The organism is Kribbella koreensis, assembly GCF_039525325.1.
Taxonomy (GTDB): domain Bacteria; phylum Actinomycetota; class Actinomycetes; order Propionibacteriales; family Kribbellaceae; genus Kribbella; species Kribbella koreensis.
Genome location: NZ_BAAAHK010000018.1, coordinates 185,818 through 201,147, shown reverse-complemented (window position 1 = coordinate 201,147; position 15,330 = coordinate 185,818). Strand labels below are relative to the sequence as shown.

Below are 15,330 nucleotides of genomic sequence, written 5' to 3'. Positions count from 1 at the left end.
TGCTGTCAAGCCCGGGGCCGCCGCCCCGACCGGCCCGCTCCCGTTGAGCTTCCGGGTCGCCACCGAGGCCAAGCTGGTGACGGACGGCTCGTTCCAGACCTTCAGCTACACCGCACCGCCGAAGAAGCGGATCGAGATCGCCGACCTGGTGCTGCAGAACCCCCGCGGCGACAGCGGGATCCTGCGGATCTCGATCGGCAAGGACATCGTGCTGGAGATCGGGCTGGCCAACTTCCGCGACCTGGACTACCACTATCTCGAGCCGCTCAACGCGGCTGTCGGGCAACCGGTCGTGGTGTCGGTGAATTGCACGGCGGCAGGCGTCGGGTCGGATCGCTGCACGCCGTCGGTCTCGTTCTCGGGCCGGCTGCTGTCGTGATCAGATCAGGCCTTCCTTCAGCGCGTACGCGACCGCGTGCGAGCGGTTGCGCAGCTGGAACCGCGTCGTCACCCCGTGCAGGACGTTCTTCACGGTGCGCGGCGAATAGCTCAGCCGGTCGGCGATCTCGTCGGTGTCGTAGCCCTCGGCGACCAGCTTGAGGATCGCGGTCTCCCGCGGCGACAGTCCCGCCAGCCGCAGTCCGCGCGGAGTCAATACGTCGTTCTGCATGTGGGAGACCTGCCGGAACAGCCGGGTGAGCAGATCCGACGGCAGCTCGGCCTCGCCGGCCGACGCCCGCCGGACCAGCTCGGCCAGCCGGTCGGGGGTTACCTCGGAACGGCGGATCAGGGCGCAGACACCGGCCTCGATCACCGAGATCAGGTCGGCGTCGTTGAGGGTGGCGACCACCAGGATGATCTTGTCCACGCCGCGCCGGCGCAGGTCGGCCAGCGAGTCCAGCGTCGCGGGGTCGGGTGACTCGGCGGCGACGACGGCGACCACGCTGTCGTCCAGCCGGTCGTCCTCGACCACCCGGACCTCCGGCCGGAACCGGAGCTGACTCTCCACCCCCGATCGCGAGATCGAATCGGCCGAGTGCACGTACACCGGAACCCGTAGCCCCATCGTTCCTCCCCATGAGTGACGCGATGCGTACTACGATGCGCGATCGGCCGGTTACCCGCCCTAGGGTCAATCCCTAGGGGTGCCCCAGCACCCACCCGGTTCACACCCGTAGGCTCGGCGAAATGACCCGGATCCTCTTCGTCACCGGTACCGACACAGGCGTCGGCAAGACCGTCGTCACCGCGGCGTTCGCGGCCACGGCGCGGGGATCGGTCGCTGTCCTGAAGCCCGCTCAGACCGGTGTGACCGCCGACGAGCCGGGCGATCTGCAGGAGGTCCAGCGGCTGACCGGGGTGGCCGATCTGCACGAAGGGGTCCGGCTGCTCGAGCCGCTGGCGCCGACGACGGCCGGACGGCGGCAGGGGGTTGTGTTGCCGTCGGTCGACGATCATGCGCGGACGATCGAGAAGCTTGCGGTGGATCGTGATCTGGTGTTGGTCGAGGGCGCGGGTGGGCTGCTCGTCGGGTTGGATGACGATGGCAACGATCTGGCGGATCTGGCAGCCCGGTTGGAGATTCCGTTCGCGTTCGTTGTTGTTGCCCGCGCAGGGCTCGGCACGTTGAACCACACCGGACTGACCGTCGAGGCGTTGCGGGCGCGGGGGTTGCCGATCGCGGGGCTGGTGGTCGGGTCGTGGCCGGCTGAGCCGGAGCTGGCTGAGCGGTGCAACTTGGAGGACTTGCCGGCCACGACCGGCGTACCGGTGATCGGGCGGATTCCGGCAGGCGCTGGTGAGCTTGAGCGGGAGGCGTTCGTTGCGGCGGCGGCCAGTTGGTTCGAGTGAGTTGCAGGTTTTGACATCTCCTGGGCTGTAGGAGATCGGTTTCTCTGCGGGTAGGACAGAGCAGAGTCCGATCTACGGTGGGGGATAGATGAAGGTATTGGGATCGATGGCGCTGGCGGGTCTGCTGCTGGCGGGAGCGGCCGGGACGGCAGCGGCCGCGGATCCGGTGGGGACGAAGAAGCTCAACGGGGTGCGGTCGGAGCAGCCGCGGATCAGGGTGCTCGGGGCTTCGGCCGCCGGGACGCTTTACCAGGTGGGGCGGGTGGGTGACCCGACACCGGCGACGACTTGGGTGAAGCCGGCCGGCGCAGCGGCGTACGAGGTGGCTTTCGGGCGGCTGTCCGGGGACAAGGTCTACAGTCCGGGGCTGCAGACGAAGTACCAGGTGATCGGGGATCCGCAGGTCAGGACCTGTCCGGCCGGTACGCCGGAGCCGGCTGACGACGGCGGCGTCGATCAGTCGGACCTTGCGGTGCGGGCGGTGACTCCGTTCGGGTGGATCAGCGCGGATGGGCGGCGGGTTGATGTCTCCGCTGGTGGTTGCGTGGTGAGCTCACCTGGCTATCCGGCTGGGGATCAGATCGTTGCTACCGGACCGGCGGGATATCTGGTTGCGCCGGCTGGACCGACCGACGGGAAGATCATCGTCACCTACGTCCCGTACGCCGCGCCGTCGGCGCAGGTCGTGCTGGGCGACGTACTGGCGGGGAGTGTCTGGGCCTACTCGCTGTCCGCGACGCATGCAGGCTGGGCGCGGTTCAACCCGGCGACGGGTGGCAGCGAGATCTGGCTGGCGACGCTCGGTACTGCGGGGTCGGGGCACGCGATTGGGGATGTGCCCGGGCGCGTCTCGCGGACCGCGGTTGCGGGTACTTCGGCTGCCAGTACGTCGGTTGGCTGGGACGTGTGCTCGCTAGGGACCGCCGACGAGTGCACCTCGGGGTCGATCACCGCGGGCGGGGTCGCGAGCACGCTGGTCGGGACGAGGACGGTTGTGTCCAACGGGAGCAAGTTCTTGTACGACGTACCGGGTGAACCGGCTTCGATCGTGAAGGCGGCGGCTGTCAGCGCGGCGGCGGTGAAGACCCGGGTGCAGGCGGTGCAGCGGCTCGTGCCGGTCACGGGGTCGGTCGCGCTGGGTGCGGATCGGGTGTTCTACAGCGACGGGCGGGGCAAGGACACGCTCTACCAGCGCAGCTACAAGGTGCAGGCCGGGGCGGTCAAGCTCGGCGCGGAGACGACGGTCGCGCCGGTGGTCCGGGCGACGCAGGTGACGACGGAGAACCGGAGTACGGCGTATCTGGACGGGCATGGCGATCTCCGGCTGATCTCGCCTGATGGGAGCCAGTCGCTGGTCTTCGTCTCGGACCAGGAAGGGCTGCGGGCCTCGCCGGATTACGCGATGAGTGTGAGCGGGCGGTGGGTGCGGTGGACGCGGGAGCAGTACGCCGGACCGCCTTGTGAGGGTGGGGTTTGCGAGGACCTCTACTCGGATCAGACCGCGATGCTGTACGACCGGGCGACCGGGACCAACACGGTGCTGGGCGAAGAGGACTTCCTGCCGGTTGCCGATGGCAAGCTTTATCACTACGACGACGACTTCGCGATCGTGCAGAAGGACCTGGCGACAGGGACCGAGACGGTGATGCGGCCGGCGGGCTCGGAGACGGTGCTGGCGGCGGACGCGGACTCGCAGTACCTGGTGTGGCTGAGCTACACGGGTGCCGGGTATCGGATCGGCTACCGCAACCTGGCGACCGGGGTTGTGATCGAAGGGGTCTCGCTTGGAGGCGAGTTGGGCTTCGGGCAGCTCAAGGTGGGTGGTGGCAAGGCGGCGTACACGGTGCAGCAGGCTGGTGATCCGCAGGTGCGGCAGGTGCGGGTGCTCGATCTGGCGAGCGGTGCGTCGACGGCGGTCGGCGAGACCCGGCTCGGCTTCGATGTCTCGGGCAACGCGCTGGCGACGATCGGTGCGGACTGGACGGCGCGGATCACACCGCTCGGCTAGCGGCTCGAGGCGCTGGATCTACACTCGCTCGGTGACCCACTGCCCTGCCCGGTACGACGAATCGCTGGGTATGTGGGTCATCGACGAGCCGGCCGAGGTACGCGAGGTGTTGCTCGATCCGGCGACGTTCCGACCGGACAACGCAGTGGTCGCTCACACTGCGTTGAGCGTGAAGGCACTGCGCGTGCTGCAGGGTGCTGGGTTCGCGCTGCCGCCGACGCTGGCGAACAACGCAGGACCGTCCCACCGCCCGATCCGCGCCGCCGTAGCCCGCTTCTTCAGCCCCGCCCGGGTCGCTGCTGTCGAACCACTGACCCGACGGCTGGTCTCCGAGCGGATTGATGCTGCTCGCGCGGCGCTGGAGTTCGGTCCGGTCGATCTGGTCGAGGCGGTTGCTGCGGAGCCGCCGGCTTTGGTGCTGCTGCATCTGCTCGGGCTGGACGATGTCGACGTACCGGCGCTGAAGGCTTGGAGCCGGGAGTCGCTCGAGTTGTTCTGGGGCTGGCCGGACGAGGATCGGCAGTTGGAGCTGGCGCACAGCGCGGCGGAGTTCTACGGATGGTTACGGCAACGAGTGGGTGCTGCGAGGCGGCTGCCCGGCGACGATCTCTTCGGCGTACTGGTCACTCTCGGCCTGTCCGATGAAGAGATCTGCGCAGTCGCCTACTTCCTGCTGATCGCAGGCCAAGAGACAACCACCCAGTTGATCTCCACCGTTTTCCATCGCTTACTCACCGCCGCCGCGGCTGTGGTGGCCGATGCGGCCGCTGTCGTTGAGGATGCGCTGCGGGAGGCGTCGTCGGTGCCGACTTGGCGGCGAGTTACGGCTCGGCCTGCCGCAGTCGGTGGAGTCGAGTTGCCTGCTGGTGCGCCGATCCTGCTCGGGCTGTCCGGGCATGGAGGGCCGGCCGATCTGGCTTTCGGGCTCGGGATTCACCGCTGCCTCGGGGCCGGGCTGGCCCGGTTGGAAGCGCGGGTTGCGGTGGAATGTGCAGGGGCGTTGCTGTCCGTAGTACGGGCTGTGGAGGATCAGCCGCCGATGATTGAGTTGTTGTCGTTCCGGGCGCCTGCCCGGGTGGTGGTGGCCAGCGCGATTACAGCCGAGCTGACCTGCACCGATACCCTTGACAAGTGACTGAGCATGAGCTGGTTCTGGTCGTCGACTTCGGGGCGCAGTACGCGCAGTTGATCGCGCGCCGGGTGCGCGAGGCCAACGTGTACTCCGAGATCGTGCCGTCGTCGATGGCGGTCGAGGAGATGCTGGCCCGGAAGCCGAAGGCGATCGTCCTGTCCGGCGGACCGCAGTCGGTGTACGCCGAGGGCGCGCCGCGGGTCGAGTCGGGGCTGTTCGAGGCCGGGGTGCCCGCGTTCGGGATCTGCTACGGGTTCCAGGCGATGGCGCAGACGCTCGGCGGCGACGTCCGGCGTACCGGGCTGCGTGAGTTCGGCCGGACCCCGGTGACCGTCGGCGCGGCCGGCACGCTGCTCGCCGGGATCCCGGTGGACCTCAGCGTCTGGATGTCCCACGGCGACGCGGTGCACGCTGCGCCGGCCGGGTTCGACGTACTGGCTGCGTCCGAGGGTGCTCCCGTGGCGGCCTTCGAGGATCTGGACCGCAAACTGGCCGGTGTGCAGTGGCACCCGGAGGTGCTGCACTCGCAGGCCGGGCAGGCCGTGCTCGAGCACTTCCTCTACGACATCGCCGGCTGCAAGGGCGACTGGACGACCACCAACCTGGTCGACGAGCAGGTCGAGCTGATCCGCAAGCAGGTCGGCGACAAGCAGGTCCTGTGCGCGCTGTCCGGCGGCGTCGACTCCGCCGTCGCGGCCGCCCTCGTCAGCAAGGCGATCGGCGACCAGCTCACCTGTGTGTACGTCGACCACGGACTGCAGCGGGCCGGCGAGTCCGACCAGATCGAGAAGGACTTCGTCGCCGTCACCGGCACCCGGCTGGAGGTCGTCGACGCGGAGGACCAGTTCCTCGGCGCGCTGGCCGGCGTCACCGAGCCGGAGCAGAAGCGCAAGATCGTCGGCCGCGAGTTCATCCGCACCTTCGAGGCGACCGCCCGCAAGCTGGACGCCGAGCGCCACATCGAGTACCTGGTCCAGGGCACCCTGTACCCGGACGTGGTCGAGTCCGGCGGCGGGACCGGCACGGCCAACATCAAGTCGCACCACAACGTCGGCGGGCTGCCGGACGACCTGCAGTTCTCGCTGATCGAGCCGCTGCGGACGCTGTTCAAGGACGAGGTCCGTGAGCTCGGGATCGCCCTCGGGCTGCCCGAGTCGCTGGTCTACCGGCACCCGTTCCCGGGCCCGGGGCTGTCGATCCGGATCATCGGCGAGGTCACCAAGGACCGGCTGGAGATCCTCCGCGCGGCCGACCTGATCGCCCGCACCGAGCTGACCGCGGCCGGCCTGGACCGCGACATCTGGCAGTTCCCGGTGGTACTGCTCGCCGACGTCCGCTCGGTCGGCGTCCAGGGCGACGGCCGCACGTACGGGCACCCGGTCGTCCTGCGCCCGGTCACCAGCGAGGACGCGATGACGGCCGACTGGGCCCGCCTGCCGTACGAAGTACTGGAGAAGATCTCCACCCGGATCACCAACGAGGTCGACGAGATCAACCGGGTCACCCTCGACATCACCAGCAAGCCGCCGGGCACCATCGAGTGGGAGTAGCCCCCACCACGGTCCAGCTCATCGTCGTCCGCCACGGTCAGTCGACCTGGAACGCGGACGGCCGATGGGCCGGGCAGGCAGATCCACCGCTGACCCAGCTCGGCAGGCAGCAAGCAGCCGAGCTGGTCCGTCGTTGCCGCGACGCCGGAGTCGGAGCCGTCGGCTGCTCCGACCTGAGCAGAGCACGAGAGACCGCCGCAATCGTCGCCAAGACCCTGGGCCTCGCCGAGCCGACGGAGTTGCCGGACCTGCGAGAGCGGTGGAGCAGGACCCTCACCGGGCTCACGGGCGCCGAGATCGAGAGCGCCTTTCCCGGGGCGTTGGCTGCCTGGCGAAACGGCACCTCGACTGCCCTTCCGGGTGACAGCGAACCTTTCGATCTGTTGGCCGACCGCGTCCAGCGAGGGCTGAAGAGTGCCGCCGCCCTTGCGCCGGTGGTCCTCGTGGTTGCTCACGCAGGTGTACTCCGCGCCGTGGCCGCACTCACGGCGACCGCCACAGCCGGGCAGCTGCTGAACACGGACGGTCGGCGAATCGCGGTGGCGGGGGATCAGTTGAAGGACGACGGGCCGGCCTTCGGGAGCCAGTAGGAGCCCCGCCATGTGGTGGATTGCTGAGAGTTCCTGCAGAATTCGGGGGGATCGGTTGTGAGGCCGTGAGTCGAGACGCAGAGTAGGGATTGTGGGGACGTCTGTGGGTGGGGTGAGGCTGTCACGCCGTCGTCTGCTCGGATTCGGGGCAGTCGCCGTTGCCACGGGTGCGGCGATGGTCGCGACGTCGAACTCGGTCTCGGCGGACACCTACGGCTCGGGGCAGCTTGACCCGTGGGAGGGGCTGAACACCTCGATCTCCTCCGACGACCAGATCCGCCGGGTGCTCGCGGCCGACGGGGTCTTCCTGTTCGGTGACAGCATCATGGTCCAGGACGGCAACCACCTGGCCCGCCGGGTGCTCACGCTGACCCACAAGCCGATGGCCATGCACAACTGGGCCGGCCAGCCGACCGAGGCCGCCGTCGACGCGCTGGAACGCTGGAAGACGAAGTACGGGCTGCCGAGCCGGATCGTGATGGCAGTCGGCTCCAACGACATCTTCAAGCCCCCCGCCTTCGGCCCGCAGGTCGACCGCGCGATGCGCATCATCGGTCCCGCTCGCGAGGTCTTCTGGGTCAACACCTACGTCTGCCGCACCCGCGAGTCCGACCTGGTCCAACGGGCCGACCGCCGCAACACCAACTGGGTCAACCGCCAACTCGACGACGCCGAACGCCGCTACCCCAACCTCCACGTAGTCCGCTGGGCCGAGTTCATAGCCACGGTCAAATCCACCCGCCACTACGTCCGGGACGGCGTCCACACCACGGTCCCCCTGGGCCAACGCTTCCGCGACGAACTAATCACCGACGCCCTGACCTCCAGCCGCCAGGTCACCGGCTCCTGAACCAATCCCGCCGTACGCCGGCAGCCGTCCTCGCTCGCCACGAGCCGGCCGCACTGCAGAACCACGGGCGTCAACCCTCCTGCTGCACGAGTTTTGATCGGCTGGAGGTCCGGCCCCGACCGCCAGCGCACACCAAACTCAACGAGCAAACGCTTACCTCGGCGTTTCGCGACCGTTCGCGGGGGTTGTGTATGCGTGGCGAGCCGGTTTATTGGTTGGTGAGCCGGGTCTCCAGGGCTGTTGCTTCTTCGGTTTGGCCTTGGGTTCGGAGGCGGTCCAGGAGGAGGTAGCCGGAGCGGTACCAGAAGTCGTCGCCGGGGGTGGTTGAGTTGAAGATCTCGCGGGCCAGGGCTTCGTCTGTGGTGCCGTGTTCGGCGATGAGGAGTTTGGCGTTGGTCAGCTGGGAGTCGAAGGCGCCGCGTTCGTAGTACGCCGCGGCTTGGTGGGCTTGGGCTACGGCTGCGGCGGGGTCGCCTTTGCTGAGTTCGAGCATGGCTAGGTCCAAGTGGATGCCTGCTTGCTGGAAGATGACTGACTCGTCGGCTGAGGGCAGGGCTTCCAGTACTGGTTGGGCTTTGGCCAAGAGCTCCGGTACCAGGGGGAAGTTGCCGCAGTAGCGGGCTGACTGGGCGGCCAGGCGGATTGCCTGGACGTACTCGATCGGCTGCTCGGCGGCTTCGAAGTACTCGGCCGCCGCGACCAGGGCGTCGACTGCTTCCTCGTCGCGGTCCATGCGCTCGAGGAGCATGCCCTCGTCCTTGCGCAGCAGGCCCAGCCAGTGCGGGTGCGCCTCCTCGGGAGCGTCGGTCAGCTGGGCGCGGACCTTGGCCAGCGCGGCGTCCAGTTCGCCGAGAGCACGGTAGGCATCGACCAGTACGCCGCGAGCGTCCGCCAACGTCCAGGCGAAGTCAGGGTCGCTCTCCAGCACCGGCGACGCCTCCTCAGCCGTCTCGGCTGCCTCGAGCGGCCGCCCGGCCATCAGGTAGGCGCGCGCCAGGTCGACCTGACCGAAGGCGACGTGCGGTTGCGAGACGGGAAGGCCGGACGCGATGGCGATCCCCTCCTCCAGATCGTCGACAGCCTCAGCCGCGCGATCCAGCTTCGCCCGGACCCGACCGCGCTGCCGGTAAGCCACCGACCGAGCCAGGTCGTCGCTGGTGGTCAGGCCGACGGTCGCAGCCGCCTCGGCCTCCTCCAGCCGGTTCAGCTGGACCAGGAGGTTGCTCAGCAGGATCGACGAGCTGGCCAGTTGGTCGGCGTCGGTCTCGGGGAGTTGGCGGGCGGCGTCGAGCTCGGCGATCGCGTCTTCGAAGCGGCCGTCCTGGGCGTAGAGCGTGGCCAGCGAGTCCTGCCAGCCGGCGCGTCGGCGGGGTTCGTCGTTGGCGATCAGCCAGCGCATCGGCTGCTCACCGGTGGCCAAGGCCTCTTCGACTTGGCCCAGGTGACCCAGCATGCGGGCGATCCGCGCACGGTTGCGCAGGAGACGGGCCTCTTCGCCCAGGTCGGCGTACAGGCTCAGGGCGCTGCGCCAGGCGTCCAGAGCGACCTCCGGCTCGTCCTGGGAGGTCAGGCCCAAGAGGTCGAGCAGACGGGCACGGTCCAGCGCAGTGCGGGACTCCTCGGGGACCTCGGCTTCGAAGGACTTCCAAGCTGCGATGGCCTCGTCCCGCCGGTAGTGCTGCCAGGCCTCCTCAGCCCGGTCCAGCCACCCACTGCCATGGGGCGTCTCAGTCGGTACCTCCGCCGGCTCCGGTTGAGGCTGCGGTACTTCGACTCGTGCCCGAGCGCGCCGCGCTGTCTCGGACAACGGCAGGTACTCCACCCAGGGCTCAGCCGTAAGTACCGACTGGATGACCTGAGTCTGATGCTGGGTCCCATTGCGCTCGTCAAACCGAGCCGCGAGCCCGAGCGCTCGATCAGCCAGCTCCGCGGCGAGCTGAGGCGCCGGTACGTCGTCACCTTGGGGCCGACGGATCATGAGGGAGCCGACTCGCCCCAGCGCAAGGGATGCGGCTGCGGCGAAGTTCATCTCCGCCAGCGTGGTCGGCGGGTCGTCGAGATCCGCCAGGTGCCGCTCCACCAGCTCAACAGCCTTTGTTTCATTGCCGGTCCGGGCAAGGAAGACGACATGGTCGGCGTAGGCCTTCAGCTCACCGGGCAGATTGCGCAGCGCTCGATAAGCCCGCCGATGTGCGTCGACCGCCTCCGAATACATGCCCTCGGCAACATAAGCCGGCAGCAACGCGGTCAGCATCTGCTGTGGTTGCTCGTTGCAGGTCAGCGTCCCGTCCAGTACGCCGACAGCCAACGCCACCGCATCGGCCGGCCGCCCGATGTCGATCAGGTGGCTGACCTTCGAGGTCGGATCGCACCCGACGCAGTCCGACAACGAGTCGCGCGGCGCGGTCGACCAGAGCCGGTACTGCTCGGCTGCTGTCTCCGCATCACCGACATGACTAGCCACCAGCCAGCGGTACTGGTGCACCGCATGCATGCTGTGCCCGCCGGTACGCCACCGCCGCTCCATGTCATCCAGTACGCCGTAAGTCTGCGCCAACGGCACCTCAGGGAACTGGCTCAACGTGCTGGGCGCGTACTTGAACGTCCACAGGAACGTATGCGTGTGATCGCTGTACCGCTCCGGCTCCGCATCCCAGTCGGCCACGCACCGCGCGAACGGCACCAACGACTTCCGCGCCTCGCCACCCATCACGTACGCCGTAACCAGGCTCAGCCGCGAGTAGAACGACAGCTCCTGGTTCTCGGCCGCGTCAGCCCGGCGGACGACGTCCTCCAGCAACGCCGACCGCGCCTTCCCGTACGGCGTACTCTCCGCGCGCTGCAGCCGATCGACCAGGTCGTCACTCATCGCGGGTCCTCCTGCGAGGGAACGGCCTGGTCGAGCAGGCCGAGGAAGGAGCGGTTCACCAGGGCGGAGTCCGCGGGGCCGATCGGGTGGTAGCCGAGCATCAACGCGTGCCCGTACAGGCCTTCCACGGCCAGCCGGGTCAGCTCGGGGTCGGTCAGCGAGACCATCCGGCGTACCAGCGGGCTGCGGTGGTTGAGCACGAGCTGCGGCCGGCTGTCGTCATGCGTGTCGAGCGCGCCGAGCACCTCGGCCCACAACGCGTCTGCCTTGCTCTTCGTACTGCGAAGCTCAGCGGCGAACTGCGCCGACCGGTCGACCAGGTAGATCGCAGGCAACCCGGCCGGGTCGAAGGCGCGCACGACGACCTCGCACCCGACCGCATCCAAAGCATCCTGGGCAAGGCGGATGAACGGCCGCAACGCCAGCTCGGTGGCCGGATCCAGACTGTCGAAGCTGGTCGAGAGCTCGGTCGGGTCGAAGCGGCTCGTGGTCAGCTCGGGGACGACGTCGGGCAGCCGTTCGAGCAGCTCGCTGTCGTAGGTGTAGCCGCCGTTGACGACCGTGAGCTGCTGCGCGGCAGCGACGGCGGCGAGCTGCCGAAACTCCTCGATCGTCGCGACATAACGGATCTCGCCATGCCGTTCGTGCAGCTCGGCAGCGGTCATCCGGCCGTGGTTGGTCTCGAACCGCAGCCAGCGGTAGACCAGCCGGAGCATCTCGTCGTCGTGCAGCGCGAGCGCCTTCACGCCGAGCTGGTGGATGCCGAGGAAGCGGTCGAGCTTGGCCGGATCGGTACTACCGAGTCTGACCAGCCAGCCGCGCAGCTGAGCGCCGAGCGCCTCCCGGGTCGCCTCGAGGTTGCCGTCGTCGAACAGGGCCTCGCGACTCGCGGTCGGGCGCAATTCGGAGGTGTCGATGACAGCGCGGACGAAGAACGCCCAGTCCGGCAGCAGCCCCTCGACGCCTTCGGCGAGCAGCATCCGCTTGAGGTAGACGCGATGGGTCGCGCGCTCAGCTGGGTTGGCGGGGAAGGGCAGCACGAACGCGACGCCGGTCAGCCCGGCGGCCGGGATGTTGAGTGGGATGACGTCGAAGGGGGTGAACCCCAACTTGTCCTGCGCGTAGCCGAGTAGTTCGGCGCGTTGCGTAGTACCGGTTGCTTCCCAGGGGGCGCGGCCGTCGGTGACCTGCTCGCCGTTGACCTTGATCTCCAGTGGGAGCAGGGCGCCGAAGAGGCGGATCAGCTCGATCACGGTGGCCTGCTTGTACCACTGCTCGGCGCCGCGTCTCGCGGTCAGCGTGACGGTGGTGCCGGCCTCGTCGCGCGGGGCGGTCTCCTGGAGCGAGTAGCTGCCGTCCGCCGTACCGACCCAGAGCGTGGTGGGCCCGTCGGCCGGGCGGGTGACCACCTCGATCTCCTCGGCCACCATGAACGCCGACAGCAGCCCGATGCCGAACTGGCCGAGGAACTCGGTCCGCGCGAAGCCGATCTCGTCCCGCTTGGAGCTCCGCCCGATCGTCGCGAGCAGCTCGGTCACCTGGCCGGGGTGCAGCCCGATCCCGGAGTCGCTGACGCTGATCCGCCGGTCATCGACCTGTACGTCGATCCGCCCAGGCGCATCGGCGTCGCCGGCCCGGCGCGCGGTGATCGCGTCGACGGCGTTCTGCAGCAACTCGCGCAGGTAGACCCGCGGACTGCTGTACAGGTGATTGCTCAGCAGATCGACGACCCCGTGCAGGTCGACCTGGAACTTCTCGCTTCCCATCCCCACTCCTTCTTCGGCCGCCCCCCAGCGGCTGGGCACACGCTACTAGCACCCGCAGTTCACCTCCGAGTTGGTGACGAAGCGTGGCCGGGGCCGTACCTTGAGAAACAGGGGGCGAGGCTGGGGAGGGCTGATGGAGCTCACGGTGGGGACGTTCAATCTGAACAACCTGTTCGACCGGTGGAACTTCGCCGGCGCGGTCGAGGTGCTGGCAGCCGGGACGAGTTCGGTGCCGGCGACGTACACGTTCGACAACGAGGACCGGCGGCGGCTGCAGCTGGACGGGCACGGGAAGCTGCTGGTCGCCAAGCCGCCGGAGGACACGGCCCGGATCGCCGAGCGGCTGCTGGCGGCCGATGTCGACGTCTGGGTGGTGCAGGAGATCGAGAACGTCGACGTGCTGCGGGAGTTCAATCGCGACCACCTGGGCGGCGCGTACGAGCACGTGATGGTGATCGACGGCAACGATTCGGTCCGGTTCATCGACATCGGGATCCTGTCACGCCGGCCGCTGGGCGGGGTGACGAGTTATCAGCGGGTGTTCCATCCCGACGTACCGGACCGGCCGATCTTCTCCCGCGACCTGGTCGAGGCGGAGATCCTGGACTCGACGGGCCGCCGGATCCTGACCATCTTCGGTACGCACCTGAAGTCGAAGTTCGTCGACTTCACCGTGGCCGACCCGGTCGCGGCGGCCGCGGCGGCCCAACTGCTGCGGCAGCGGCAGGCCGAGACGATCACCCGGATCATCGCGGCCCGCACTTCGAGCCGCCAGCATTATCTGCTGTGTGGGGACATGAACGACACGCCTGACTCGCCGGCGCTGGTCGCGTACGAGCAGGCCGGGCTGGTCAGTGCGCTGCTGTCGCCGACCGAGGTGGGGACGGTGAAGACGACCGTCGAGCTGCCCGCGAGTCCGGCGTGGACGTCGACCTTCAAGGAGACCGGGCAGCCGCGGTCCTTCGATCTGATCGACCAGATCTGGCTGTCGCCCGCGCTCGCTCCGCGGCTGACCGGCGCCTTCATCGGCCGTCGGCGCAAGCTGGCCCGCGACGGAACCGACCACGACCCAGCTTGGATCACCCTCGACCTCTAGTCTCTTGGGGTGGACCTTGAACTGCTGATCGCCCAAGTGGACCGGCTGGTGTTCGGTGCGGATCCGGCGCTGGCGCTGGAGCCGTTCGGGCGGGCGGTGGCGGCGTACGACGCCGATCCGGATCCGGAGCAGCTCGACAGCCTGCTGACCACCTTCGGGTACGTCGTGCTGCAGTTCGACGAGTATGCCGGGTTGCCGCTGGATCGCACGATGGAGCTGCTCGACGATCTGGAGCGGCGGCATCGGGCGGCCGGGAACAGCCTGCGGATCGTGCATTTCTGCCGGTGGCTGGTGGCCCGGCATCTCGGTGACGCGGAGACGGCGGAAGCGCAGTACCAGGCGTGCCTGGCCGCCGAGCGGGACGACTTCGCTTGGTGTGAGGGTTGTGAGCAGGTCTACCAGGTCAGGCATTTGATCGAGACGGGTCGCGCTGCCGAGGCCGTCGCGGTGACCGAGGCGGCCTTCGCTTCGCCGGTTGATGGTTGCCATCAGCAACCGCAGGCGTTGCTGGCGGCGGCGCTGCCGGCGTACGTCGCGGTGGGGGATCTGGCGGCGGCCGCTGATGCTCATCGGGTCGCCTATCGGCTGGTGCGTGACGATCCCGACGAGTTGTTCGCGCATGCGCAGCACATCAGGTTCTGCGTGCTGACGGGGAATCCCGAGCGGGCTCGGGAGCTCGTCCAGCGGCATGCATCCGGTCTCGACGCGCAGGTCTCGTCGGCTGACGCGCTGGCCTTCTGCATCGCGGCCGGGCGGCTCGACGAATCGTTCACCGAGCAGGCGTGGAAGCTGGCGGCGGGCTTCGACGCCCGGAACGGCAACTGGCATCAGAGCGAGCTCGCCCGCGCGCAGCTGGCCGAGCGGCCATGGGTCGCTTCGCTGGATCTCTTCGGCGACGGTGGTTGCGCTGAGCAACTTGCTGCGGTCGCTGCCCGGCCGGACGACCCGGTGGCGGGCTGGGCGCTCGCCAAGGCGCGGATCGAGATGGCGCATCGGATGCACCTTCAGGAGCGCAACCTGGAGGCTGCGGAGATCGGCGAGCAGGTGCTTGGCATGCTGACCGATTCGGCTGTTGTTGCGCTGGCCGAGGCGGAGAGCTTGCGGGTACTTCGTAATGTGCTGTTTGCCGCTTACCTGGACCTCAATGAGCCGGCGGCCGCGTTGCCCCAGGCTGAGCTGGTACTGGCCGACGTACCGCCTGATGCCGGGCCGGAGTGGCTGGGCATGGTCCTGCGCAAGAAGGGTGAACTGCTCGAACAGCTCAACCAGGACTCCGAGGCTGTCGAAGCTCTGGTGGCCGCTGCAGCCCAGTACGCGCTGGCTGGGGAGTTGCACGACCAGGTGGCGGCGCTGCGGCTTGCTGCGCAGTCGGCGCGCTATACCGGCTCGTTGGACCAGGCGGAGGGGTTGCTCGACGAGGCCCGGGCTGTGGTCGACGAGTTGCCTGCGGATGACCTGCGGAGTCCGACGAGCGATGCGGTGGTGCATTGGGAGCTGGCGCTGGTACGGGACATGCAGGGGCGGTTGCTGGAAGCGATCGAGCTGGCGACGGTGTCGGCCGAGCTGTACGAGTCGGTCGGGCAGTTGGAGAGTGCCTCGAACGCTCGTGACTACATCGCGGATCGGCAGGAGCGGCTCAGGGCTTCAGGCTCGTGAGGGCCTCGATCAGCTCTTAAGG

At 68.6% G+C, this 15,330-nt stretch carries 12 protein-coding genes; 9 read left to right on the top strand and 3 right to left on the bottom strand.

What is annotated here, in order from left to right; genetic code table 11:
• Positions 1–379 (top strand): hypothetical protein (locus ABD116_RS34020; RefSeq protein WP_343980057.1); only part of this gene is annotated, 379 nt, incomplete at its 5' end.
• Here ABD116_RS34020 and ABD116_RS34015 read toward each other — a convergent pair.
• The gene (locus ABD116_RS34015) at positions 380–1,006 is read right to left on the bottom strand and encodes a helix-turn-helix transcriptional regulator (protein ID WP_343980054.1); all 627 of its coding nucleotides are present in this window, start codon (positions 1,004–1,006) and stop codon (positions 380–382) included. It lies immediately after the preceding gene.
• Positions 1,007–1,128: 122 nt separating this feature from the next.
• On the opposite strand from ABD116_RS34015, the gene bioD reads away from it, so the two are divergent.
• From bioD to ABD116_RS33985, 6 genes are all read left to right on the top strand, one after another.
• The gene (bioD, locus tag ABD116_RS34010) at positions 1,129–1,791 is read left to right on the top strand and encodes a dethiobiotin synthase (protein ID WP_343980051.1); all 663 of its coding nucleotides are present in this window, start codon (positions 1,129–1,131) and stop codon (positions 1,789–1,791) included.
• Positions 1,792–1,879: 88 nt separating this feature from the next.
• The gene (locus ABD116_RS34005) at positions 1,880–3,799 is read left to right on the top strand and encodes a hypothetical protein (RefSeq protein WP_343980048.1); all 1,920 of its coding nucleotides are present in this window, start codon (positions 1,880–1,882) and stop codon (positions 3,797–3,799) included.
• Between the two features lie 31 nt (positions 3,800–3,830).
• On the top strand, positions 3,831–4,934 hold the full coding sequence (locus tag ABD116_RS34000) for a cytochrome P450 family protein (RefSeq protein ID WP_343980045.1): 1,104 nt from the start codon (positions 3,831–3,833) through the stop codon (positions 4,932–4,934).
• Positions 4,931–6,481, top strand: coding sequence for a glutamine-hydrolyzing GMP synthase (guaA, locus tag ABD116_RS33995; protein WP_343980042.1), 1,551 nt, complete (start codon positions 4,931–4,933; stop codon positions 6,479–6,481). The genes ABD116_RS34000 and guaA overlap by 4 nt, the downstream gene beginning before the upstream one ends.
• Positions 6,472–7,071, top strand: coding sequence for a histidine phosphatase family protein (locus ABD116_RS33990; RefSeq protein WP_343980040.1), 600 nt, complete (start codon positions 6,472–6,474; stop codon positions 7,069–7,071). The genes guaA and ABD116_RS33990 overlap by 10 nt, the downstream gene beginning before the upstream one ends.
• A 91-nt stretch (positions 7,072–7,162) precedes the next feature.
• A complete protein-coding gene (locus tag ABD116_RS33985; RefSeq protein ID WP_343980037.1) occupies positions 7,163–7,921 on the top strand; it encodes an SGNH/GDSL hydrolase family protein in 759 nt (252 codons plus the stop codon).
• A gap of 208 nt (positions 7,922–8,129) precedes the next feature.
• On the opposite strand, the gene ABD116_RS33980 is transcribed toward ABD116_RS33985, so the two are convergent.
• Entirely contained in the window at positions 8,130–10,790 is a 2,661-nt protein-coding gene (locus tag ABD116_RS33980) for a hypothetical protein (protein WP_343980033.1), read from the bottom strand.
• Positions 10,787–12,556 (bottom strand): HSP90 family protein, encoded by a 1,770-nt coding sequence (locus ABD116_RS33975; RefSeq protein WP_343980031.1) that lies wholly within the window; start codon positions 12,554–12,556, stop codon positions 10,787–10,789. The genes ABD116_RS33980 and ABD116_RS33975 overlap by 4 nt, the downstream gene beginning before the upstream one ends.
• Positions 12,557–12,689: 133 nt before the next feature.
• Between ABD116_RS33975 and ABD116_RS33970 the strand changes: the two genes are divergently transcribed.
• Both ABD116_RS33970 and ABD116_RS33965 read left to right on the top strand, forming a co-directional pair.
• Positions 12,690–13,652, top strand: a complete 963-nt coding sequence (locus ABD116_RS33970) for an endonuclease/exonuclease/phosphatase family protein (protein ID WP_343980028.1) — start codon at positions 12,690–12,692, stop codon at positions 13,650–13,652.
• Positions 13,653–13,661: 9 nt separating this feature from the next.
• Positions 13,662–15,308 (top strand): hypothetical protein, encoded by a 1,647-nt coding sequence (locus tag ABD116_RS33965; RefSeq protein WP_343980025.1) that lies wholly within the window; start codon positions 13,662–13,664, stop codon positions 15,306–15,308.
• The last annotated feature ends 22 nt before the right edge of the window (positions 15,309–15,330 follow it).